The 23501-nt window shown below is 65.1% G+C and carries 20 protein-coding genes and 1 tRNA gene; 16 read left to right on the top strand and 5 right to left on the bottom strand.

The window, feature by feature from the left end; translation table 11 throughout:
- Positions 1-613: TIGR03085 family metal-binding protein (locus BIU82_RS09735; protein ID WP_070349277.1), on the bottom strand; the 613-nt coding region annotated here is incomplete at its 3' end.
- Between the two features lie 89 nt (positions 614-702).
- Here BIU82_RS09735 and hisI point away from each other — a divergent pair.
- The 11 genes from hisI (at position 703) to pyk (ending at position 15899) form a co-directional block, all read left to right on the top strand.
- Complete coding sequence (gene hisI, locus BIU82_RS09730; RefSeq protein ID WP_070349276.1) at positions 703-1095, top strand: phosphoribosyl-AMP cyclohydrolase; 393 nt, start codon at positions 703-705, stop codon at positions 1093-1095.
- Between the two features lie 69 nt (positions 1096-1164).
- On the top strand, positions 1165-2748 hold the full coding sequence (locus BIU82_RS09725; protein ID WP_070349275.1) for an anthranilate synthase component I: 1584 nt from the start codon (positions 1165-1167) through the stop codon (positions 2746-2748).
- Positions 2745-3362: a Trp biosynthesis-associated membrane protein gene (locus tag BIU82_RS09720; RefSeq protein ID WP_070349274.1), complete on the top strand. Its 618-nt coding sequence runs from the start codon at positions 2745-2747 to the stop codon at positions 3360-3362. Before BIU82_RS09725 ends, BIU82_RS09720 begins: the two co-directional genes overlap by 4 nt.
- A gap of 103 nt (positions 3363-3465) precedes the next feature.
- Positions 3466-3738, top strand: a complete 273-nt coding sequence (locus tag BIU82_RS09715) for an HGxxPAAW family protein (protein WP_070349273.1) — start codon at positions 3466-3468, stop codon at positions 3736-3738.
- Between the two features lie 2 nt (positions 3739-3740).
- Positions 3741-4559, top strand: coding sequence for an indole-3-glycerol phosphate synthase TrpC (gene trpC, locus BIU82_RS09710; protein ID WP_074466424.1), 819 nt, complete (start codon positions 3741-3743; stop codon positions 4557-4559).
- An 88-nt stretch (positions 4560-4647) separates the two neighbouring features.
- Complete coding sequence (gene trpB, locus BIU82_RS09705; protein ID WP_070349272.1) at positions 4648-6000, top strand: tryptophan synthase subunit beta; 1353 nt, start codon at positions 4648-4650, stop codon at positions 5998-6000.
- Positions 6000-6812, top strand: coding sequence for a tryptophan synthase subunit alpha (gene trpA / locus BIU82_RS09700; RefSeq protein WP_070349271.1), 813 nt, complete (start codon positions 6000-6002; stop codon positions 6810-6812). Before trpB ends, trpA begins: the two co-directional genes overlap by 1 nt.
- A gap of 79 nt (positions 6813-6891) precedes the next feature.
- Positions 6892-8025 carry a prolipoprotein diacylglyceryl transferase gene (gene lgt / locus BIU82_RS09695; RefSeq protein WP_070349270.1) on the top strand — a complete coding sequence of 378 codons (1134 nt, stop codon included), beginning with the start codon at positions 6892-6894 and terminating at the stop codon, positions 8023-8025.
- Between the two features lie 258 nt (positions 8026-8283).
- Positions 8284-12897 (top strand): glutamate synthase large subunit, encoded by a 4614-nt coding sequence (gene gltB, locus BIU82_RS09690; RefSeq protein WP_070349269.1) that lies wholly within the window; start codon positions 8284-8286, stop codon positions 12895-12897.
- A complete protein-coding gene (locus BIU82_RS09685; RefSeq protein WP_070349268.1) occupies positions 12890-14347 on the top strand; it encodes a glutamate synthase subunit beta in 1458 nt (485 codons plus the stop codon). Before gltB ends, BIU82_RS09685 begins: the two co-directional genes overlap by 8 nt.
- A gap of 52 nt (positions 14348-14399) precedes the next feature.
- The gene (gene pyk, locus BIU82_RS09680; RefSeq protein WP_070349267.1) at positions 14400-15899 is read left to right on the top strand and encodes a pyruvate kinase; all 1500 of its coding nucleotides are present in this window, start codon (positions 14400-14402) and stop codon (positions 15897-15899) included.
- A 150-nt stretch (positions 15900-16049) separates the two neighbouring features.
- On the opposite strand, the gene BIU82_RS09675 is transcribed toward pyk, so the two are convergent.
- Positions 16050-16646 (bottom strand): response regulator, encoded by a 597-nt coding sequence (locus BIU82_RS09675; protein WP_070349266.1) that lies wholly within the window; start codon positions 16644-16646, stop codon positions 16050-16052.
- A 187-nt stretch (positions 16647-16833) separates the two neighbouring features.
- On the opposite strand from BIU82_RS09675, the gene BIU82_RS09670 reads away from it, so the two are divergent.
- The 5 genes from BIU82_RS09670 to BIU82_RS09655 all read left to right on the top strand — a co-directional run bounded on the left by BIU82_RS09670 (position 16834) and on the right by BIU82_RS09655 (position 21051).
- A tRNA-Leu gene (locus BIU82_RS09670) sits at positions 16834-16915 on the top strand.
- 88 nt (positions 16916-17003) lie between these two features.
- A complete protein-coding gene (locus BIU82_RS09665) occupies positions 17004-18134 on the top strand; it encodes a site-specific integrase (RefSeq protein ID WP_070349265.1) in 1131 nt (376 codons plus the stop codon).
- Between the two features lie 403 nt (positions 18135-18537).
- On the top strand, positions 18538-19200 hold the full coding sequence (locus BIU82_RS09660; protein WP_216099014.1) for a GIY-YIG nuclease family protein: 663 nt from the start codon (positions 18538-18540) through the stop codon (positions 19198-19200).
- Positions 19201-19414: 214 nt separating this feature from the next.
- Positions 19415-20155: a hypothetical protein gene (locus BIU82_RS19680; protein ID WP_139146568.1), complete on the top strand. Its 741-nt coding sequence runs from the start codon at positions 19415-19417 to the stop codon at positions 20153-20155.
- 131 nt (positions 20156-20286) lie between these two features.
- Positions 20287-21051: a DUF4839 domain-containing protein gene (locus tag BIU82_RS09655; protein ID WP_070349264.1), complete on the top strand. Its 765-nt coding sequence runs from the start codon at positions 20287-20289 to the stop codon at positions 21049-21051.
- Between the two features lie 759 nt (positions 21052-21810).
- Here BIU82_RS09655 and BIU82_RS09650 read toward each other — a convergent pair.
- The 3 genes from BIU82_RS09650 to BIU82_RS19890 form a co-directional block, all read right to left on the bottom strand.
- Positions 21811-22401 carry a hypothetical protein gene (locus BIU82_RS09650; RefSeq protein ID WP_139146567.1) on the bottom strand — a complete coding sequence of 197 codons (591 nt, stop codon included), beginning with the start codon at positions 22399-22401 and terminating at the stop codon, positions 21811-21813.
- A 123-nt stretch (positions 22402-22524) separates the two neighbouring features.
- Positions 22525-23034, bottom strand: a complete 510-nt coding sequence (locus tag BIU82_RS09645; RefSeq protein WP_171906525.1) for an SRPBCC family protein — start codon at positions 23032-23034, stop codon at positions 22525-22527.
- 167 nt (positions 23035-23201) lie between these two features.
- The coding region (locus BIU82_RS19890) for a hypothetical protein (RefSeq protein ID WP_171906524.1) at positions 23202-23501 on the bottom strand (300 nt) is incomplete at its 5' end.

The raw sequence follows: 23501 nt of genomic DNA, 5'->3' as shown, positions 1-23501 counted from the left end.
CGACGGCGTCCGGCTGGCCTTCGAAGGTGACCAGCGCGTGCCGGGTGCGGCCGTGGGCGTGCATCAGCAGTTCGCCCGGCTCGCCGACGATCGCGACGGAAACGGGCGCACGCTTGGCCACATGGCGCGGGCCGGTGGGACGGACCAGCACAATGCCGAGGTCCACGCCGCGGTAGAGAATGGCGGCGCGCTTGATCAGCTCGTCCCAGAGGGCGTCGGAGTACGCCTCGTCCAGGGCGCGCGGAGCCCAGCGGTCGCCGGCGCGGCGGATGTCCTCGGTGTGCACGAAATATTCGATCAGGTTGGAGGACTCGTCCAAGGCCTTGATCTTCAACGGCGAGAGCGCCGGAGGGCCCGCGCGGAAGGTATTGACGAGTTCGGCGTACGCTTCCGGGGACTCCAGTTTGGCGGCGAGCTTCGCTGTCGCCTTGTCCGAAGCCTTGGCCAATCCCTTGATCAGCAGGCCGATTCCGACAGCCGCTTTACGCTCGCGCAGGTACAGGTGCGCAGCAAGATCCCGGGTCTGCCACCCTTCGCAGAGCGTGGGTGAGTCAGGACCGGCCGCCAGGAGTGTTTCGGCCAGGACTTCACGGGAGGGATCGACGAAATGCATCACTTGTGAAATTAGCACGAGAGCAGCCCGGATGCGCAGTGGAACCGCCGCTGGATTCCGGGTGTCGCGAAGGCACTAGACTTGATCCGATGTCTGATCAGCCAGTCCCCAGCACCGCCCGCGCCACAGGCCCGCTTCCGGAGGAAATCGCCGCTGCCCTCAAGCGCGATCCTGCCGGGCTCGTGGCTGCGATCATCCAGCAGCATGACAGCGGCGAAGTGCTGATGCTCGGCTGGATGGACGATGAAGCCCTGCACCGCACGCTGACCACGGGACGTGTCACCTTCTATTCGCGCTCCCGCCAGGAATACTGGCGCAAGGGAGACACCTCCGGGCACGTCCAGTACGTCAAGTCGGTCGCCCTCGACTGCGACGGCGACGCCCTGCTGGTCCGCGTCGAGCAGGTCGGCGCCGCGTGCCACACCGGAACCCGCACCTGCTTCGACGGCCGGGACCTCGGCGCCGTTGTCTCGGCAGTGTGACGCCGGCACCACCCCAAACCACCCAGGCACAAAAGAGCCAGACACAAGAAGAGGCGGAGAAGAATAGCCATGCAGGACCTTGGAATCATCAGCCCGGGCCTGGAGGAGTTCCGCGAACTCGCCGCACACAGCAGGGTCATTCCGGTCCGCCTGAAGGTGCTGGCGGACGCTGAAACCCCGATCGGGCTCTACCGCAAGCTGGCCCAGGGCCAGCCCGGCACCTTCCTCATGGAATCGGCCGCCGTGGGCGGCGCCTGGTCCCGCTACTCCTTCATCGGGGCCCGCTCCCGCGCCACGCTCACCAGCAAGGACGGCGAGGCACACTGGATCGGTGAACCGCCGGTGGGCGTGCCCGTTGCCGGCAACCCGGTCGAGGCTGTCCGCGACACCGTAGCGGCCCTGCAGACCGAACGCTTCCCGGGCCTGCCGCCGTTCACTTCCGGCCTGGTGGGATTCCTCGGCTGGGAAACCGTACGCCACTGGGAAAAGCTGACCAGCCCGCCTGAGGACGACCTCCAGCTGCCTGAGCTTGCACTTAATCTCGTGACGGACATGGCCGTGCACGACAACATGGACGGCACCGTCCTGCTGATCGCCAATGCCATCAACTTCGACAACAGCTCGGAGCGCGTGGACGAAGCCTGGCACGACGCCGTGGCCCGCGTGAAGGCCCTCCTGGAGCGCATCAGCACGCCCGTCGCGCAGCCGGTGTCCGTGCTCCGCAGCGAGGCGCTCGACTTCGCTTCCAGCGTGCAGGAACGCTGGAACGAGCAGGAGTACCTGAACGCGATCGACCGCGGCAAGGAAGCGATCGTGGACGGCGAAGTGTTCCAGGTGGTCATTTCGCGCCGCTTCGAACTCGAATGCGCCGCTGACCCGCTCGACGTGTACCGCGTGCTGCGCAACACCAACCCCAGCCCGTACATGTACCTCTTCAGCCTCGAGGACGCGGACGGCCGCGCCTACACGATCGTGGGCTCCTCGCCCGAAGCACTCGTCACGGTCAAGGACGGCGAGGTCATCACCCACCCGATCGCCGGGTCCCGCCCGCGCGGGAAGACGGTCGAGGCGGACAAGGCCCTGGCCACGGAGCTGCTTGCGGACCAGAAGGAACGCGCCGAGCACCTCATGCTCGTGGACCTGTCCCGCAACGATCTTTCCAAGGTCTGCGTCGCGGGCACGGTGGACGTTACCCAGTTCATGGAAGTGGAGCGCTTCAGCCACATCATGCACCTGGTGTCCACCGTCGTCGGCGACCTCGCGCCCGGCGCCACGGCCTACGACGTCCTGAAGGCCACTTTCCCGGCCGGCACGCTCTCCGGTGCGCCGAAGCCGCGCGCGCTGCGCCTGCTGGACGAACTCGAACCGCACCGCCGCGGCATCTATGGCGGCGTGGTGGGCTACCTGGACTTCGCCGGGGACATGGACATGGCCATCGCCATCCGCTCCGCCCTGCTGCGCGAAGGGCGGGCCTATGTCCAGGCCGGCGGCGGGATCGTGGCAGACTCCCACAAGCCCGCCGAAGCGCTCGAGACCGTGAACAAGGCCGCGGCACCGTTGCGCGCCGCGCACACGGCGGCATCGTTGCGCAATATTTCTGCGGAAGGCGTCATTTCGGCCGAGGGACTTGACGGCGAGGCAACCGCTAAGTGACCTCCGCAAGCAATCCCGACGCCGGTTCAGCCCGGTCCGGAAGGCCTCCGTTCTGGGCGCGCAAGGCCAACCTCGTGCTCGCCACGGCAGTCTTCGCGCTGGCCGTTTTCGGCACCACGACGCAAAGCTGGATCGACGTAAGGCTCGATCCGGCGGCCGCCGCCAACGCCGACCTCCATGTCCAGGGCAGCAAGGCAGCTACCGCCGTGACCGCGCTGGCCCTGGTGGCCCTGGCGGGCGGATTGGCGGCGTCAATCGCCGGGCGAATCGCGCGCTGGATCATCGCCGTGCTGATCCTGCTGGCTTCGACGGGCATCATCGTCGCAGCCGCCACCGTCCTGGCCGATCCGCTGGGCGCGGCCCAAGGGACCATCGCGGCCAGCACCGGCATCTCCGGAGGCGACGCCGCGGTGAGCAGCACTGTGTTCCCGGTCCTCGCCGTCGTCGCGGCCGTCTTGCTGGCGCTCTGCGCAGTCACTCTGCCGCTGGCAGGCCGCCATTGGAAAGCGCGGACCAAGTATGACCGCGGTGGCCGGATCACGCAGGCCGACGGGGGACCGGTTGACGAGATCGACAGCTGGGACAGCCTTTCCCGGGGCGAAGACCCGACGTAAAGACCACCTGACGTAACTTGCCTGCGGCGCGTCGCCGGCCGTGCGCCGGGGCATGCCAAGAGATGGCAGAATGTAAGAAGTATCCATCCTGAGGAGATTCACCATGAGCAAAACCACTGTGTCCGCCAGCAAAGCCGCCGAAACCGTCGCCAGCCACAGCGATGCCATTGGTCACGGCAACAGCCCGGCTGCGTGGACCTGTGTGATTGTCATGCTCGTCGGAGCCCTCGTGAGCTCCATCGCTTTCGTGATCGCCAACAGCCCGGTCTTCTGGGGCGGCCTCGTCATCATGGTCGTCGGCCTGCTCGCCGGCTGGGCCATGCGCAAGGCCGGTTACGGCGTGGGCGGCAGCAAGCTGAAGAACGCCGGCCACTGACTGTGACCGTTCTTGATGACATCATCGCCGGTGTCAGGGAGGACATGGCTGCCCGCCAGCGGCTGAACGGCCTGGCCGAGGTCAAGGAACGCGCCCTGGCGGCTGTCCCGGCCTTGGACGCCTGGGCGGCTCTCGGTGGTCCCGCTGCGCGGCGCGATGAGCTCAAGGTCATCGCCGAGATCAAGCGGCGCAGCCCCTCCAAGGGGGACCTCGCCTCGATCACCGACCCCGCGGCACTCGCCCGGCAGTACGCCGACGGCGGTGCCTCCGTGATCAGCGTCCTCACCGAGGAACGCCGCTTCAACGGTTCGCTCGCCGACCTCGACACCGTGCGCGCCGCCGTCGACATCCCCTTGCTGCGCAAGGACTTCACGGTCGACGAGTACCAGATCTGGGAAGCCCGCGCCCACGGCGCGGACCTGATCCTGCTGATCGTCGCGGCGCTGTCCGACGCCCAGCTGCAGGAATTCAGCGCCCTGAGCCACGAACTCGGCATGAACGTCCTGGTGGAAACCCACACGCCCGAGGAAATCGAGCGTGCGGCGGCCGCCCAGGCACGCATCATCGGCGTGAACGTGCGCAACCTCAAGACGCTCGACGTCGACCGTTCCCTTTTCGCCTCGCTCGCCGGGAACATCCCGGCCGGCGCCGTCGTGGTGGCGGAGTCGGGCGTGCGGAACGCCGACGACGTCGCCCACTACGCGGGCAACGGCGCCCACGCGATCCTGGTGGGGGAGGCGCTGGTCAGCGACTCGACGCCCCGGGAACGCATCGCCGAATTCAAGGCGGCCGGCGCGGCCGCCATGGCCGTCAGCCGCTGACGCCAGCTTCCGGGCGGCGCTGCGCCGCCCGGAAGGACCCGAACCATCAACTGACCCGAAGCACTAATTGAACAGGACGGTGAGACCTTTGGTGGACGCACCAACATCCAAGCCGGAGCAGGATGCGGCAGACGCATTCCTGGAGGGCGGAGCTTCGCTGCGCAACGCCAGCGGACCGTACTTCGGTTCCTACGGCGGACGCTGGATGCCGGAGTCGCTCATCGCGGCCCTGGACGAGGTGCAGGACACCTTCGACAAGGCCAAGGCCGATCCCGAGTTCATTGCCCAGCTCAACGATCTGAACAAGAACTACTCGGGCCGTCCGTCCCTGCTCACCGAGGCCAAGCGTTTCTCGGAGCACGCAGGCGGTGCGCGGATCTTCCTCAAGCGCGAAGACCTCAACCACACCGGTTCGCACAAGATCAACAACGTGCTGGGCCAGGCATTGCTTGCCAAGCGCATGGGCAAGACCCGCGTCATCGCCGAGACCGGTGCCGGCCAGCACGGCGTGGCAAGCGCCACCGCAGCGGCCCTGCTTGGCCTTGAATGCGTGGTCTACATGGGCGCCGAGGACTGCCGCCGCCAGGCACTGAACGTGGCCCGCATGCAGTTGCTCGGTGCCACCGTGGTTCCCGTGACCAACGGTTCGCAGACCCTCAAGGACGCTATCAACGACGCCCTGCGCGACTGGGTCAGCAACGTGGACACCACCCACTACCTGCTGGGCACAGCGGCCGGCGCCCACCCCTTCCCGGCCATGGTGCGCTTCTTCCACGAAGTCATCGGCGAGGAAGCCCGCGCGCAGATCCTGGAACAGACCGGCAAGCTGCCGGACGCCGTCTGCGCCTGCATCGGTGGCGGCTCCAACGCCATCGGGCTTTTCCACGCCTTCCTGGACGACGCCTCCGTGAAGATCTACGGTTTCGAGGCAGGTGGCGACGGCGTCGAGACCGGCCGCCACGCCGCGGCCATCACCCTCGGCCGGCCCGGTGTGCTGCACGGCGCGCGCTCGTACCTGATGCAGGACGAGGACGGCCAGACCGTGGAATCCCACTCGATCTCCGCGGGCCTGGACTACCCGAGCGTCGGCCCGGAGCACTCGTACCTCGCCGACATCGGCCGCGTCACCTACGAACCCATCACGGACACCGAGGCCATGGACGCCTTCCGTCTCCTGTGCCGCACCGAAGGCATCCTGCCCGCCATCGAGTCCGCCCACGCCCTGGCCGGCGCCATCAAGGTGGGCCAGCGGCTCACAGAAGGCAAGGCCGATCCGTCCGAGGTCTCGGTGATCGTGAACCTCTCCGGACGCGGCGACAAGGACGTGGAAACCGCTGCCGCCTGGTTCGACATGCTCGACGAAAACGGCAACGTCAAGGGCACCACGCTGTCAACCCGCGCGCCCAAGGGCCCGGCAGAGCGCACCGAGGAACAGAACTGATGAGCGAGAACATCACCAGCAAGGCCGCCGCGGCCATCGACCGCGCCAAGGCAGAGGGCCGTGCCGCCCTGATCGGCTACCTGCCCGCGGGCTACCCTGACGTGCAGTCCAGCATCGAGGCCGGCATTGCCCTGGCCCGCAACGGCGCCGACCTCATCGAGATCGGCATCCCGTACTCCGACCCGGTCATGGACGGCCCCGTCATCCAGGCCGCCACCACCGAAGCAATCGCCAACGGCTTCCGTGTGGCCAGTGTGTTCGACGTCGTGGCCGGTATCACCGCTGCCACGGACGCCGCCGTGCTGGTCATGACCTACTGGAACCCGGTCATGCGGATGGGCGTGGACGAGTTCTCCCGCCGCCTGGCGGAAGCCGGGGGAGCAGGCCTCATCACGCCCGACCTCATCCCGGACGAAGCCTCCGAATGGTTCGAAGCCTCGGACAAGTACGGCCTGGACCGTGTGTTCCTTGTGGCCCCGTCGTCCACGCCCGAACGCCTCGAAATGACTGTCAAGGCGAGCCGCGGCTTCGTGTACGCCGTGTCCATCATGGGCATTACCGGCACCCGCCAGGCCGTCAGCGGCAGCGCGGAGAAGCTCGTGGCCGACACCCACGCCGCGGGCGCGGAACGCGTCTGCGTAGGCCTCGGTGTCTCCACCCCGGACCACGTCCGCGAGATCGCCGCCTACGCCGACGGCGTGATCGTCGGCAGCGCGCTGGTCGCGGCCGTGCGCGACGGCGGCGTGGATGCCGTCGGGAAGCTCACCAAGGAGCTGAGCGCCGGACTTCGCCGGGAAACCGCACAGGCGTAACCCGCAGGCATCCCCGCCCACTGGAACCCTGCTGCGCCGCCACCGCGGGCAGCCCCAGGAAAAGGAACAACTGAACCACATGCAGAGCCTCCTCCACGCAGCAGCAACAGCCCCGCTGAGCATTCCCAGCCCGGGGTGGTCCGGATTCGACATCCCGCTGCCGTGGGGGACTTTGCGCATCCACGCCTACGCGCTGTGCATCCTGCTCGGCATCGTCGTGGGCCTCTGGCTGACCTCCGTCCGCTGGAAGCGGCGCGGGGCTCCGGAGGGAAGCCTGTGGGACATTGCCATCTGGGCCATTCCCTTCGGAATCATCGGCGGACGCCTTTACCACGTGTTCTCCTCGCCTGACGCCTACTTTGGCCCGGGCTTCGACGGCACGGGCGACCTCAGCCTGATTCCGCAGGTCTGGCGGGGTGGCCTCGGTATCTGGGGTGCCGTGGTCCTGGGCGCCTTCGGCGCCTGGATCGGCTGCCGCCGTCTGGGCCTGAAGCTCACCGCCTTCCTTGACGCCGCGGCTCCCGGGCTGTTGCTCGCCCAGGCGATCGGACGCTGGGGCAACTGGTTCAACCAGGAACTCTTCGGTGCACCCACGACATTGCCGTGGGGCCTGCAGATCGACCCCGCCAACCCGAACTTCCCTGCGGGACTGCCCGCGGACACCCTGTTCCACCCCACCTTCCTGTACGAATCGCTCTGGAACCTGGCCGGCGTCGGGATCCTGCTCCTCCTGGACCGGCGCTTCCGCTTCCGCCGGGGCCGCCTGTTCTGGCTCTACGCCATGTACTACACGCTGGGTCGGGTATGGATCGAGGCCCTGCGGATCGACGACGCCGAGCAGATCGCTTTCTTCGGCATCAGCACCCGGCTGAACGTATGGACCAGCATTTTCGTGTTCTTCGGCGCGCTGATCGTGTTCCTCCTGCTTGGCATCCGGGCCAAATCCGCCTCGGCGTCGGTATACCTGCGGGAGTCGGATAACCTCCCGGATGTGACCGACGGCACCGGTCATGATGCGGACAGTTCTGTCTCAGATAGTGGTTCGCGTGGTAATCTCCCGGAGAAGAACAGTGATCTGACCCACCCCGGATCGTCCTCGGACGGAGACGGTGAATCCCCGTCGGAGACCGCGCAGGAGGCTGCAACGCAGGCCGGCGGAAACGCGGGGGAGGAAGGGTCCGCATCCGGACCGGACGCAGGCAAGACCAAGTAGCCAGCGCCTTGGTCCCGGGGTACCGGGCTACCGCCAAGAACCCCGGCCACAGCGTCGTGGCACCTTCGTGACAGTCCGGCAGCATACGAAAGCCGCCGGGGTCAAGATGGGCCTGGGCCCCGCGTAACTCTTCGTTGCGCGTCGGCGGCTGGCCTACAATTTCAGTAATTCAGCGCTTTGTTGTGCCCGTCACACGGCAGACAAGGTGGGGCCAACGTTGTCCCTTCCATTCGCACGATCTCGAGGAAGGACGTCTTCATGACCCGTCTTCATCGCCCAAGCCAGGCCGGAACGGTTGAGCCACAGGGAGCCATCTCTCCCTTCAAGCGTTTCGCTGCCCTTCCGGAGGCCCGCGGCCTCTACAACCCGGAGCAGGAGAAGGACGCTTGCGGCCTGGCCATCATTGCCACGCTGCGTGGAGAACCCGGCTACGACATCGTTGATGCTGCCCTCACCGCACTGCGGAACCTTGAACACCGCGGCGCCGTCGGTGCCGATGAGGGTACCGGCGACGGCGCCGGCCTGCTTATGCAGATCCCGGACGAGTTCTTCCGCGCGGTCACCGAATTCGAGCTGCCCGCCCCCGGCCAGTACGTGGTGGGCACCGCCTTCCTGCCGGCCGAAGCCCGCGAAGCCGAAACCGCCAAGGCCGGCATCGAAGCCCTCGCCGCGGATGAAGGCCTGGCCGTCCTCGGCTGGCGCGAAGTCCCCGTTGTCGCCGACCTCGTCGGCGCCATGGCCCGCGCCTGCATGCCGTACTTCTCCCAGCCGTTCTTCGCGTCCGCCTCCGGCGAGGTCCTGGAGCGCAATGAGCTGGACTCCCGCGCCTGGCGCATCCGCAAGCGCGCCCAGAACAAGTTCGGCGTGTACTTCCCGTCGCTGTCCTCCCGCACCATCGTGTACAAGGGCATGCTGACTACCGCGCAGCTGGAGCCGTTCTACCCGGACCTGTCGGACAAGCGCTTCAAGACCAAGCTGGCAATCGTCCACTCGCGCTTCTCCACCAACACCTTCCCGTCCTGGCCGCTGGCCCAGCCGTTCCGCACCATCGCCCACAACGGTGAAATCAACACCGTCAAGGGCAACCGGAACTGGATGCGTGCCCGCCAGTCGCAGCTGGCCAACCCGCTGCTCGGCGACTCCCCGGAAGAGTTGTACCCGATCTGCACCCCGGGCGCCTCCGACTCCGCGTCCTTCGACGAGGTTGCCGAGCTCCTGTGGCTCTCCGGCCGCCCCATCACGCACTCGATCATGATGATGATCCCGGAGGCCTGGGAAAACCACGCCACCATGGATCCGGCACGCCGCGCCTTCTACGAGTACCACTCCATGCTCATGGAACCGTGGGACGGTCCGGCCGCTGTGTCCTTCACCGACGGCAACCTTGTGGGCGCCACGCTGGACCGCAACGGCCTGCGCCCGGGCCGCTATTGGATCACCGAAGACGGCCTGATCGTCTTCGCTTCCGAAGTCGGCGTGATCGACGTCGAGCCTTCCAACGTGGTCAAGAAGGGCCGTGTTTCTCCGGGCAAGATGTTCCTGGTGGACACCGAAGCCGGCCGCATCATCGACGACGCCGAGGTCAAGGCTGAGGTCGCCGCTGCCAACCCGTGGGCCGAGTGGCTCAAGGACAACCTGATCGACCTCAACGACCTCCCCGAGCGCGAGCACGTGGTCCACACTGCCGCCTCGGTGAACATCCGCCAGCGCACCTTCGGCTACACCACCGAAGAACTGAAGATCCTCCTCGGACCGATGGCCCGCACCGGTGCCGAGCCGCTCGGCGCCATGGGTTCTGACACCCCTGTGGCCGTGCTGTCCAAGCGTCCCCGCCTGCTGTTCGACTACTTCGTGCAGTCCTTCGCGCAGGTCACCAACCCGCCGCTGGACGCCATCCGCGAGGAACTGGTCACCTCCCTCAAGTGCGCCATCGGACCCAACGGCAACCTGCTCGACGTCGGACAGGTCCGTCAGCCGCAGGTGTCTCTGCCGTTCCCGGTGATCAACAACGACCAACTCGCCAAGATCGCGAACATCGAAAACGCCGACGGCGACAAGATCGCCATGAAGGTCCGTGGCCTTTACCGCCCGGAAGGCGGCGAAGCTGCCCTGCGTGCCCGCCTCACCGAAATCTGCGAGCAGGTTTCCGGCGCGATCAACCGCGGCGTGCAGTACATCGTGCTCTCCGACCGTGACTCCAACGCCCAGTGGGCTCCGATTCCGTCCTTGCTGCTGGTCAGCGCCGTGCACCACCACTTGCTGCGCAGCGCCAACCGCACCAAGACCGCGCTCGTGGTCGAGGCCGGCGACGTCCGCGAGACCCACCACGTGGCTGTGCTGGTCGGCTTCGGCGCCTCCGCCGTGAACCCGTACCTGGCCATGGAATCCGTGGAACAGCTGATCAGCACCGGCGAAGTCACGGGAGTCACCCCCGAAGACGGCGTCTACAACCTGATCAAGGGCCTCGGCAAGGGCGTCCTGAAGATCATGTCCAAGATGGGCATCTCCACCGTGGCCTCCTACACCGGTGCCCAGACCTTCGAGGCACTGGGCCTGTCCCAGGAACTCGTGGACGAATTCTTCTCGGGCACGCACTCCCAGCTGGGCGGCGTGGGCCTTGACGTCATCGCCGCGGAAGTCTCGGCGCGCCACCAGATGGCGTACCCCGAGGGCGGTATCGAGCAGCCGCACCGCCCGCTGCTTGGCGGCGGCGAGTACCAGTGGCGCCGCGACGGCGAACCGCACCTCTTCAACCCGGAGACGGTGTTCCGCCTGCAGCACGCCACCCGCGAACGCCGCTACGACATCTTCAAGTCCTACACCCAGGGCATCGACGACCAGTCCAAGAACCTGATGACCCTCCGTGGCCTGCTCAAGTTCAAGGACGGGCTGCGCCAGCCGGTGCCGCTTGAGGAAGTCGAGCCGGTTTCCAGCATCGTCAAGCGCTTCTCCACCGGCGCCATGAGCTACGGATCCATCTCCAAGGAAGCCCACGAAACCCTGGCCATCGCCATGAACCGCCTGGGCGCCAAGTCCAACACCGGTGAAGGCGGCGAGGACGTGGACCGCCTGCTCGACCCGGAGCGCCGCTCCGCGATCAAGCAGATCGCTTCCGGCCGTTTCGGCGTGACCAGCCTCTACCTGAGCAACGCCGACGACATCCAGATCAAAATGGCCCAGGGCGCCAAGCCCGGCGAAGGCGGCCAGCTGATGGCCCAGAAGGTGTACCCGTGGGTTGCCCGTACCCGCCACTCAACCCCTGGCGTCGGGCTCATTTCGCCGCCCCCGCACCACGACATCTACTCGATCGAGGACCTCGCGCAGCTCATCTACGATGCCAAGCGCGCGAACCCCTCGGCGAGGGTGCACGTGAAGCTGGTCTCCGAGGTCGGCATCGGCACGGTGGCGTCCGGCGTGACCAAGGCGAAGGCCGACGTCGTGCTGGTTTCCGGCCACGACGGCGGAACCGGCGCCTCGCCGCTGAACTCGCTCAAGCACGCGGGTGTCCCGTGGGAGCTCGGCCTTGCCGAAACCCAGCAGACCCTCATGCTCAACGGCCTGCGCGACCGCGTGGTGGTGCAGGTGGACGGCCAGCTCAAGACCGGCCGCGACGTCGTCATCGCCGCGCTGCTGGGCGCCGAAGAGTACGGCTTCGCCACCGCTCCGCTGGTGGTCTCGGGCTGCATCATGATGCGCGTCTGCCACCTGGACACCTGCCCGGTGGGCGTCGCCACGCAGAACCCGGAGCTGCGCTCCCGCTTCAACGGCAAGCCCGAATTCGTGGTCAACTTCTTCGAATTCCTGGCCGAGGAAGTGCGCGAGATCCTCGCCGAGCTGGGCTTCCGCAGCCTGGAAGAGGCCATCGGCCACGCCGAAGTCCTCGACTCCCGCGACGCGATCGACCACTGGAAGGCCGACGGCCTGGACCTCGATCCGATCCTGCACGGACTCGAGTTCGACGACGACGTTCCGCTGCGTAACCTGACCGGCCAGAACCACGAGCTGGACAAGCACTTCGACCAGCGGCTCATCGGCATGGCCGCAGAAGCACTCAGCGACCGTTCGCCGGTGAAGATCTCCGTGGACGTCATCAACACCGACCGCTCCGTTGGCACGATGCTCGGCCACGTGGTGACCAAGACCTTCGGCACCGACGTGCTGGCAACGGACACCATCGACATCACGCTCAACGGCACCGCCGGCCAGTCCCTGGGCGCCTTCCTGCCCGCAGGCATCACCCTGCGCATGTTCGGCGACTCCAACGACTACGTCGGCAAGGGCCTCTCCGGCGGACGCATCATCGTCCGCCCGGACCGCAGCAATGTGTTCCAGGCCGAGCGCAACGTCATTGCCGGCAATGTGATCGGCTACGGCGCCACGAGCGGCGAACTGTTCCTGCGCGGCCAGGTGGGCGAACGCTTCCTGGTCCGCAACTCCGGTGCCACCGCCGTCGTCGAAGGCATCGGCGACCACGGCTGTGAGTACATGACCGGTGGCCAGACCCTGATCATCGGCCGCACCGGCCGCAACTTCGGCGCCGGCATGTCCGGCGGCACCGCCTACGTGCTGGACCTGCAGCCCGAGCGCGTGAACAAGGAAGCCCTGGACTCCGGCGAGCTCAAGCTCCTTGAACTCGACGCCGAGGACCGTGACATCGTGCACGGCCTGCTGGTCAAGCACCTTGAGGAAACCGAATCTGTCCTGGCCGGCCGCCTGCTCGAGAACTTCGACGACACGGCCGCCCGCATCACGAAGGTACTGCCGCGCGACTACGCAGCAGTCCTGCAGACCCGCCTTTCCGCCATCGAAGAGGGCCTCGACCCGGACGGCGAAGAAGTGTGGTCCCGAATTCTGGAGGTAACCGGTGGCTGATCCACGCGGATTTCTGAAGGTCCGGCAGCGCGAGACGCAGCCACGCCGCCCCGTTCCCGTCCGCATCATGGACTGGAAGGAAGTCTACGAAGCGCAGGACAAGGGCGTGCTCAAGAGCCAGGCAGGCCGCTGCATGGACTGTGGTGTGCCGTTCTGCCACCAGGGCTGCCCGCTCGGGAACCTGATTCCCGAATGGAACGACCTCACCTGGCGCGGCAAGGGCGAAGAAGCCATCGAACGCCTGCACGCGACCAACAACTTCCCGGAGTGGACGGGCCGCCTGTGCCCGGCACCCTGTGAAGCGTCCTGCGTGTTGGGCATCAACCAGCCCGCTGTCACCATCAAGCAGGTGGAAGTCTCGATCATCGACGAGGCCTTCGAAAACGGCTGGGTGCAGCCGCTTCCGCCCACCCGCCTCTCCGGCAAGACGGTCGCCGTCGTCGGTTCCGGCCCCGCCGGCCTCGCCGCGGCACAGCAGCTGACCCGCGTTGGCCACACGGTTGCCGTGTACGAGCGCGACGACAAGATCGGCGGCCTGCTGCGCTACGGCATTCCGGACTTCAAGATGGAGAAGGAACAGGTCGACCGCCGCATCGAGCAGATGAAGGCCGAAGGCACCCGTTTCCGCACCGGCGTGAACGTCGGCACCGACGTCACCTGGGAGCAGCTGCGCCGTCGCTACGACGCCGTGGTCATTGCCACCGGTGCCACCGTGCCGCGCGACCTGCCCATCCCGGGCCGCGATCTGGATGGCATCCACTTCGCCATGGACTACCTGGTTCCGGCCAACCGCGCCGTGGCCGGCGAAACCGTGGAAAACCAGATCAACGCCAAGGGCAAGCACGTGGTGATCCTGGGCGGCGGCGACACCGGTGCCGACTGCCTCGGCACTGCGCACCGCCACGGAGCCGCGTCCGTCACCACGCTGGCGATCGGCAAGCAGCCGCCGCTGGAGCGTGCCGCACACCAGCCGTGGCCGACGTTCCCCACCCTCTTCGAAGTGGCCAGCGCCCACGAAGAAGGCGGTGAACGCACGTACCTGGCCTCCACGGTCGAGTTCATCGGCGAAAACGGCAAGCTCACCGGCGTCAAGGTCGCTGAGACCGAGTTCGTCGACGGCAAGCGCCTGCCCAAGGCCGGCACCGAGCGCGTCATCCCGGCCGACCTGGTCTTCCTGAGCCTGGGCTTCACCGGGGCCGAGCCGGCCGGCATCACCGAGCAGGTGCACGCCGAGTTCGACGGCCGCGGCAACGTGGCCCGCGACGGCTACTACATGACGAACACCGAAGGTATCTTCGTCGCCGGCGACGCCGGCCGCGGACAGTCCCTCATCGTGTGGGCCATCGCGGAAGGCCGTGCCTGCGCGGCCGCCGTCGACAAGCACCTCATGGGAGATACCATCCTTCCGGCACCTGTCGCTCCTACGGACCGGGCGATCTCCGTCCTGTAGGCACTGCAAGTTCACCATCCACATCAAGCAGCACAATTACTAGGGTAGGTATATGAGACGCGCGAAAATTGTGGCAACGTTCGGCCCGGCCATCTCCAGCTTCGACAACACCCTCGCGGTGCTCGAAGCCGGCGTTGATGTCGCCCGCATGAACATGAGCCACGGCGACTACTCCGTTCACGACAACACCTACGAGAACGTCCGCAAGGCCTCCGCACAGCTGCGCAAGCCGGTCGCCATCATGGCCGACCTGCAGGGCCCGAAGATCCGCCTCGGCCGCTTTGTTGACGGTCCGCACGCCCTCGAGGTCGGCGACACCTTCACCATCACCACCGAGGATGTCCCCGGCACCAAGGACATCTGCTCCACCACGCTGAAGAGCCTCACCGAAGACGTCAAGGTGGGGGACACCCTGCTGATCGACGACGGCAAGGTCTCCCTCCGCGCGACCGCCGTTGACGACGTCAAGGTCGTCGCCACGGTCACCGTGGGCGGCATGGTGTCCAACAACAAGGGCATCAACCTGCCCGGCGTCGCCGTCAACGTCCCCGCACTGAGCGAAAAGGACGAGGACGACCTCCGCTGGGCCATCAAGCGCGGCGTGGACCTCGTGGCGCTGTCCTTCGTCCGTGACGCAGCCGACATCAAGCGCGTCCACGAAATCATGGACGAAGAAGGCCGCCGCGTGCCGGTCATCGCCAAGATCGAGAAGCCGCAGGCCGTGGACCAGCTCCACGAAATCATCGACGCGTTCGACGCGATCATGGTGGCCCGTGGCGACCTCGGCGTCGAACTGCCGCTCGAAGAGGTGCCGATCGTCCAGAAGCGTGCCATCGAACTGGCCCGCCGCTGGGCCAAGCCGGTCATCGTGGCCACCCAGGTCCTCGAATCCATGATCGACAACCCGCGCCCCACCCGTGCAGAGGCTTCCGACTGCGCCAACGCCGTGCTCGACGGCGCGGACGCCGTCATGCTCTCGGGCGAGACCAGCGTGGGCAAGTACCCGATCGAGACCGTCAAGACCATGGCGCGGATCATCGAGTCCACCGAAGAACACGGCCTGGAGCGCGTTCCTCCGCTGGGCACCAAGCCCAAGACCCGCGGTGGCGCCATCACCCGTGCCGCCGTCGAAATCGCCGACCAGCTGGAAGCGAAGTACATCTGTACCTTCACCCAGTCCGGCGACTCCGCACGCCGCCTGTCCCGCCTGCGCCCGATCAAGCCGGTCTTCGCCTTCACCCCGGTGGAGCACGTCTGGAACCAGCTGGCCCTCACCTGGGGCATCCAGCCAGTGCTGGTCTCTACCGTTGACCACACGGACGCCATGACCGCCCAGGTGGACCGCAGCCTCCTGGACATGAAGCTCGTGGACAACGGTGACCTGGTGGTCATCGCCGCCGGTTCGCCTCCCGGACAGGCAGGTTCCACCAACTCCCTGAAGGTCCACAAGGTGGGCGACCTCGCCGACACCTCCAAGGCGGCCAGCTCGGAGCGCAAGGAAAAGCTCGGCCCCTGGCCGGAAAAGAAGAAGAAGAAGCAGGCCAAGGCCTGATCTTCTCCTCAACAGCAAAGGAGGCTCCCGCCACGTGGCGGGAGCCTCCTTTGCTTTTCCTGCCCAAGTACGACGGCGGCAGCTGCGGTATGCGAAAAGGGCGCCCCGCCGCCGTCGTACGGCTACCGGACGCCCCTTGCGGGAGAACGCTTAGTTGACCTGGTTGATGATGGTCTCTGCGACTTCGCGCATGCTCAGGCGACGGTCCATGGAGGTCTTCTGGATCCAGCGGAAGGCCTCGGGCTCGGTGAGGCCCATCTTGGTGGTGAGGAGGCTCTTGGCGCGCTCCACGAGCTTGCGGGTGGCGAACTGCTCCTGGAGGTCGGAGACCTCGTTTTCGAGGGCCTTGATTTCCTCGTGGCGGGAGAGGGCGATCTCGATGGCCGGGATGAGGTCGGCCGGGGTGAAGGGCTTGACGACGTAGGCCATGGCGCCGGCGTCACGGGCCCGCTCCACGAGTTCCTTCTGGCTGAACGCGGTCAGCAGGACCACGGGGGCGATGCGTGCCTTGACGATCTTTTCGGCGGCCGAGATACCGTCCATGACCGGCATCTTGACGTCCATGAGGACCAGGTCCGGCTTGAGTTCCTCGGCCAGCTCCACGGCCTTCTCGCCGTTGTCCGCTTCACCGACGACGTCGTAGCCTTCGCCCTTCAGGATCTCGATGATGTCGAGGCGGATGAGGGTCTCATCTTCCGCGACGACCACGCGGCGTGCGGGCTGGGTGGCTTCCGTCTGTTCTGACACAGGCTCTCCTTGGGGGATACGGCGGGTTCACCACCATCTTAGTTGCCCCGGGTTCTTGCGTATGATTTATTGCTCAGCCGGGTCGGTTCTGAGAATCAGACTATCTGCATGTAGAGTAGTTTCGCGCACTCCGACAGGGGCGATGACGCGGAAGTTCTCCAGTCGTTACTTGTCAGAGGTGTTCCGCGCCCGAGTGGCGGAATTGGCAGACGCGCCGCACTCAAAATGCGGTATCGAAAGGTGTGTGGGTTCGAGTCCCACCTCGGGCACAGTGTTTCCGCAGGTCAGCAGGGTTTTGGGTTGCTGCGTGTGCACAAAAACTCGTTTTCTGTGCACACGAAGCCTAAAATTTTGTGCATGGCCAGCATTTGGGAGCGCAAAAAATCGGACGGATCGTCGTCGTTCACGGTCCGTTGGCGCAGTCCCGAGACGCGCAAGCAAGAAAACATCACCCTCGCGACAGCGGCTGAAGCCGAGACCCTGAAGCGTCTTCTCGACGCCAACAATCAGTCCTTCGAAATCGCCCAGCATGCGATGGTCAAGAATCAGACCAAGGCACCGACGGTTGCGGCCGTGGTCCAGGAACACATCGACCTCTTGGTGCGGCCCTCGGTTGGCACCGTGCACACGTACCAGACGATGCTGAAGCTCCACATCGCTGACGTGATCGGGCACATTCCGGTCGATAAGCTGGACTACCGGCACATCACCTACTGGATCAAAACGATGCAGAAGAAGGGCCGCTCGCCCAAGACCATCAAGAACAACCACGGGTTGATCTTTGCTGCCATGGAAACGGCGGTGATGTTGCGGTACCGCAAGGACAATCCCTGCCGTGGTGTCCAACTGCCCTCCGGCGAGAAGGCTGAGGACGAGGCACGCTTCCTGACCCATGCTGAATTCGGTCTGATCCTTGAATGCATGGGGGAGCGGTACAAGGCATTCACAGAGTTCCTGGTGATGACCGGAACCCGCTTTGGCGAGGCCACAGCCGTGACAGTTGCTGACGTGGACCTGATGTCCAAGCCGGCCACCATCCGGATCAACAAGGCACTGAAACGCGGCACGGATTCGGAGTACTACATCGGTGCCACGAAGACTGGTGCCGGCAAACGGACTGTCTCTCTGAACCCGCAGCTTGTGGAGCTCCTGATTCCGTTGGTTGCCAGCCGGCCTGGCTCAGACCTGCTGTTCACGACCCCCAAGGGCGAGCGGATCGTCCACAAGCTGTACTGGCACCACTATTGGGTTCCGGCGGTGGAGGCCGCTCAGGCCCGAGGTCTCAAGAAGTCGCCCCGGATTCACGACCTGCGTCATACGCACGCGTCATGGCTGATCCAAGACGGTGTATCGCTGTTCACGGTTTCCAGGCGGCTGGGGCATGCTTCCACTCGAACGACCGAGCAGGTCTACGGCCACCTGATGCCCCAGGCGCTCCAGGACGCGGCGGATGCCGTCGAGCGGTCCGCCGTGGCTTGGCGTGGCTGACCTACGTATTGGTGCGGACAGCTACTGAGACCGGCAAGCCGTGGTAGCCCACGGCGAAAGGGGCCTTCGTTGACTACCGCCACGAAAACGTCGGAGCTGGAGCATAAGGTGATCCCATGTCTGATCTGCAATCCCTTGCCCAGGAACTGCCCCCTGAAACGGCGGTCTCGGTCATTCCGGGCACCCAAGCGTCCCTCACCCTCGGGCATGTCCTCGCTGGCACTGGCGCGGACCATGACCCGGAAGTTCGGATGGAGGACATACTCGTTATCCGCCATACATTCAAACCGAGTGACCCCGATGCATTGCGAGGGCCGGAGGACCTGAAGAGCGTGTCCTGGCCTACACGAGGGAACAGGACATCAGGTCCAGTCGCTTCCCCTCGGACCCTCCCCGATATTGGGTGATCCTCATCGCCGACGGCAAGAAGCGCTCCCGTCTCTGGGGTGTCTTCGAGAACCGTGGTGAGGTCACCGCAGAGCGCACCGAGACGGACCGGTGCTTCGACCTGCGCCCATCAGAATTCCTAGCACCCCTGAACGACCGGCTCGTGGTCGAATGGAACAACCCTCGGAGCTGGCACCGGCGCGGAAGCTCTGCTAGTGCTGTGCGCATGCCCGTGCTGGAGATTGCCGACCGGGACAAAGTCCCTTTTCCGGGGTTCGACGGCGTGCTGCTCCCTTACCACCAGCTGCGCGACATGGTGGAGGACTCGCGCTACGCCGACTGGCGGGCTGCCCTGTCAGAAGTGCAGGGCATCTATCTCATCACCGACTCCACCAACGGTAAGCAGTACGTCGGCAAAGCCGACGGTGCTGAACGCATCCTTGGTCGCTGGACAACCTACGCACGCGACGGCCACGGCGGAAACGTTGCTCTCCGCGAACTTGCCGGTCAAAGCGCGGCCGGGGAAGCGGCGGGGACCAAGACAGACCATGCCCGGCACTTCGTTTTCAGCCTCCTCCGCGTGTTCGGCCCCAGCACTCCTTCCTCGGAGGTGAACTCAGCCGAGTCCCACTACAAGGCGGCGCTGATGACCCGCACGTTTGGCCTCAATCGGAACTAGGGCTTGTCTCCTAAAACCCCTAACCAACTAGGTCAGGAGACGCGCCATAGCCCTTGATCCAACCTCTGCGGGAAGAGCGGGGACCGTGCTGCTACTTGCGAATAACGTTTCGCCTTGCTCGTCCAGGCCGCGGATGAGATCGGTAAAAGAGCAGTCATCGACGATATATTGGTCCGCAGTGGGTCCGGGGGTGGCTCTACGAAGGCGAGGAAGCATGCGCAGCACGATGGCAATCGGTATCGGCGTTGCGGCCGTTAGCCTGATTCTGCTGGTCGGAGGATGCGCTCCGATCAAGAGTTCCTCCACGGGGCTGTCGTCGCCCGCCGAATCACCCTATGAACGCCCGATCACGGAAACTACTTCCCAAGCTGAGATCCCTCCGCCTCCGGTCCTGCCGGCGCCACCAGCCGACCCGACGGAGGAAATCGTAGAGGAAACGGTATTGGCCCGTTCCAAAAACCTGGGTGCGGCGCTGACTTCGGCAGAATGGCAGAGCATGCGCGCGACCATTTGTGCCAACCTGAAAGATGGCGGTCCCGGACTTTTTCTGTCCCAGGCGGCCAACTCTCTTCGTCCTGAAGATCAATGGCCCCTCGCCGATCTCTATCTTGACGGGGCGATTTCAGGCACTTGCAGGAAGGCAGAAAAGCCCCGGCCGCCAGCCGGACGATCTTACGAATCCCAGGTTGGTGGTTGGAGGCTCTACGACCGCCTTCAGGCTTCTTACCTCGTCAACGACTACGAATACCGAACGCAGATCAGGCAGTACATCAAAGATGTCCGCGCCTACGGGCTCCGATACGACGTCGACGTCAGCTACCTGCTGGCCGCCATCCCAGAACTAGGTGGCGCATACGAAGGGGGCACTGGCCGCCACGTCACCTGCGCGGACGGCTGGGTCTCATCCAGCGGCGGCAAACCAGGAGCATGCTCCCACCACGGCGGAATCCGCTAGCAGGGAACGGATGAAGGCCCTATTCGCGCTCGGCCCATAGTCTCCGGGTCACGTAGGGGTACCGAAATCGCAGCGCGGGCGTCGGGCGGCTAGGATCGTCCGGTCAAGTCAAACAAATTGATGGGGGAAGTATGAAGAAGGTCTTCTTCTCGGCTCTACTGGCGACCGCGCTGCTCACAGGCTGCGACGAAGCATCGGTAACAGATAAGCCCAGCCAGGACGCGAGTAATACATCGAAAGAAAGCAAAGAGGCCGCTTCAAAGGCGCCGCTTGGCAACTACGTCGGGAAAAACCTGGCCGAAGCAAGGGAACACCTTGAAGGGCTCGGCTACGCGGTAGACGTGAAGTCCACCGATGGGGCAACGATCATCCTTGAAAGCAACTGGAACGTCACGGCGCAGTCACCGAAAGCCGGGGGCACCGGCGACACGGTAGTGCTCACGGCAGCAAAGCCTGAGAAGGACTTGACGGCGAGCAGCGAACAGGACACGGGCGGGTCCGAAACGGAGGCGGTTATAACTGCAAAAACCAGTAAGGAACTCGCTGCTCTGCTGGTAGTCCCGGATAACTGCGACGACTCGATTGCAGGCTTTGCAAGCAAGTACGAGGGCCGAACCATCGAATTTGATGGCAGCATCGCCAACATGATCAACCACGGCAGCTACAAGACGCGATATGACATCTTGCTGTACCCGGGAGATCTTGGCTCGGCATCGACGACCGGCCCGGCCTTCAAGTTTGAAGATGTGGGCATCCACAACCTCAATCTCCAGGGCAAGAACATCCCGGCCTACGTCGGTGTCGACGATAAGCTCCACATCGTTGCCAATGTTGGGGAGTTCAAGAGCTCCCAGTGCCTCTTTTTCCTTGAGCCGGTCTCCACGGAAGTCAGATAGATTGGTTTCCCCATGGAACACCAGCACCCAAAGGCCTTTGTTCTAACCGATGAACAAACAGCGGCTCTCAAGAAGGGAACACCGGCCACCCGCCCCGCGCCCTGCACCAAACCGCTGGCGGTCTCAGTGGTTCCTCAACATGCAGCTGACATTCCGACAGCGTGGTTGGTGCCGTACTGGGAGCTGACCGCGGAGCAGAAGTACGACCGTGACATCTTCTGGTACGAGAACGGTCACCTCCGGCTCCCACGCTCTGCCCGGCGAGTGGGCGCGGTGATCGCATGGTGCAAAGACGGCGGAATCTGCCAGATCTGCGGCCAACGCATCGACATCACACTTCCACCTCCGCACCCGGGCACAGCCTCCGCCGACCACATCTACGGCATGAAATGGGGCGCGGCTTCAAAGCAGCACGCCACATCTTCAGCAACATCGCCTGCTCCCACCTTCGCGGCAACCAAGTTCGGCGAGACACCCCGTCAGGGTTCATCCCTGTTCGGGACTTCCGCGACGACCTCGCTCAGGCCATCACCGCCCACGAAGCCGGCGACCCCCTCCCGGCACCGCCATGGCTCCGCCACAGCATCCGGCAACTGCGAAGGCGCGCCCTCTTCGGCACCCAGACCCTAGAACCGTTCAACCAGCCCGGACTCGACTACGAACAATCCCTAGGCGGCTGGTACAAATCACCATGCGGCGAAGACTGGACCCTCACTCTTCCATCGGAAAGGGGAGACATGGTCGGCCGCGCGCCGCGCTCTAGGAGTACTTTTGCCTTGTCTGAGCGCGGGTCCCGATCATTCGGACAGTGGGTGCGGATGGGCCCTGAGTCCGAACTTCCCGCAGTTGCGCAATCTCCTTGAGGTGGCCCGAGGTGAAGATGATCTTCCCCTTGCCCCAGACGGCGTGGGGGAATTCGCCCTTCGCGGCGCCCTCGCGGAGCCAGGCTTCAGTGCACTTCAGAACTGATGCAGCCTCGGCCGGGAGCAGGGTAAGCAGGACGTACAGAAGGTCGTCCTTGTTGCCGGGGACGTTACGGTGCACGCGGTTGAGCAGGGCGATCATTTCCTTGCCGCGCTCGCTGTCCAACCCGCAGGCGATGAGCTCGTAGATGACGATGGCGGTGTCGTACGAGCGCTTCATGGGGCGATGCTGGATTTCGGCGTTTTTGTAGAGCGTCGCAGCGATACCCGGGATGGCGAAGTTCCGGTAATACGAGAGGAAGAAGCCGAGCTCCATGTCCGCGGCGAGGTCGAAGAGGACCATCTGGCGGAAGGTGGGTTCCCAGTCGATCGGATCTGCCTCTTCTTGGTGCTTGAGGCTCGCGGCGAGGCCGGTGTTGAGATTCAAGGTGCCCCCAATCCGCCGTGCCTGAAAGTCAGCGATCGACACGGGGCCTCAGCTCCCAGATCAGCTGACCAGTTCCATGGTAGGACCGTATGGTTCCAGTGGCCAGTGGAAGTGTAGACGGGTCTACTTGGTGCTTGCTCGGGTCTCGTCCTCAAGGGCTTTGGTGAGGCCTTTTTCTCCTTGGCGCATCATCAGTGCGTGGGCGGCCGTGAATACCGGGGCTGCGATCGGTGTTAGGACGTTCATCCAGCGCTGGGTCGGACGGACGAGCCATTCGATGTCCATCTGGGTGCTGCCGTTGGGTTCCGGGCTGAGAGTGACTTTGCCCGTGCCTTCCAGATGGCCGCCTGCATCGAACTCGATTTCGCTCGGTGTGATGACCTTTGTTGGATGGATGCTGATGGTGAGGGTGTAGCCAAGGATGGCCTTGAAATTCAGGTTGGCGGTGGTCGCTGTGAGGATGTCTTCCTGGACGTCGCTCCTTGATTCGGCGCGAACGAGCGATCCGGCGAAGGTGCAGTGCGGCCACCATTTCGGCCAGCTCATGTCGACGTCCGCGATGACCGCCCACACCTCCTGGGGTGTGGCTGGTAGATGCCAGGTGGAGCTGAGGTCGAAGAGGCGCGGTGCCATGGGGATAGTTTGGCACTGATTCTTGGCTGGGTGCGAAGCCGTCCCATTTCGGTTCATACATGCAGTCGCCGGGGATCGCTCTTTCCGGAGAAATGGAAGCCACCGGTTTAGCCAGCGCCACTTCCACGGATGGCCGTAGAGCACCGGAGCCGCGTCGGTCAGCGCTACTAACCGGATACAGCAGCGGCCGCGGCCTCGCGTGCAGCCAAATTCTCCTCTGCCCAGGCGAGGTTTTTCAGGTAGGCGGGGTTGTCCGGATGCGTGGCGACCAGGTCCCGGTACACCTGCACGCCGGCTGCGGTGACTGTGATCGCTTCGGCGCCGGCAGGTAGGTAGGCGCCAATATAGACGATGTTCCAGGCGATGTCGGCGCGGTCGGCGGGGCTGGCCCCGGCGGTATCGAACCGGGCCGGGAGCTGTGCCCCTTCGGTGCCTAGCCCTGCGGCTGACTGTGGTTGACCGGCCTG

The organism is Arthrobacter sp. SW1 (assembly GCF_001766675.1).
Classification (GTDB): Bacteria; Actinomycetota; Actinomycetes; order Actinomycetales; family Micrococcaceae; genus Arthrobacter.
This window is presented reverse-complemented; position numbering and strand designations above follow the sequence as displayed.

Bases quoted from the DNA above. Each gene is read 5' to 3' on its own strand.
- lgt (WP_070349270.1), top strand. From the start codon at position 6,892: ATGCAGAGCCTCCTCCACGCAGCAGCAACAGCCCCGCTGAGCATTCCC.
- pyk (WP_070349267.1), top strand. From the start codon at position 14,400: ATGAGACGCGCGAAAATTGTGGCAACGTTCGGCCCGGCCATCTCCAGC.
- trpA (WP_070349271.1), top strand. From the start codon at position 6,000: ATGAGCGAGAACATCACCAGCAAGGCCGCCGCGGCCATCGACCGCGCC.
- hisI (WP_070349276.1), top strand. From the start codon at position 703: ATGTCTGATCAGCCAGTCCCCAGCACCGCCCGCGCCACAGGCCCGCTT.
- gltB (WP_070349269.1), top strand. From the start codon at position 8,284: ATGACCCGTCTTCATCGCCCAAGCCAGGCCGGAACGGTTGAGCCACAG.
- BIU82_RS19680 (WP_139146568.1), top strand. From the start codon at position 19,415: ATGCGCAGCACGATGGCAATCGGTATCGGCGTTGCGGCCGTTAGCCTG.
- BIU82_RS09665 (WP_070349265.1), top strand. From the start codon at position 17,004: ATGGCCAGCATTTGGGAGCGCAAAAAATCGGACGGATCGTCGTCGTTC.
- BIU82_RS09725 (WP_070349275.1), top strand. From the start codon at position 1,165: ATGCAGGACCTTGGAATCATCAGCCCGGGCCTGGAGGAGTTCCGCGAA.
- BIU82_RS09655 (WP_070349264.1), top strand. From the start codon at position 20,287: ATGAAGAAGGTCTTCTTCTCGGCTCTACTGGCGACCGCGCTGCTCACA.
- BIU82_RS09715 (WP_070349273.1), top strand. From the start codon at position 3,466: ATGAGCAAAACCACTGTGTCCGCCAGCAAAGCCGCCGAAACCGTCGCC.
- BIU82_RS09645 (WP_171906525.1), bottom strand. From the start codon at position 23,034: ATGGCACCGCGCCTCTTCGACCTCAGCTCCACCTGGCATCTACCAGCC.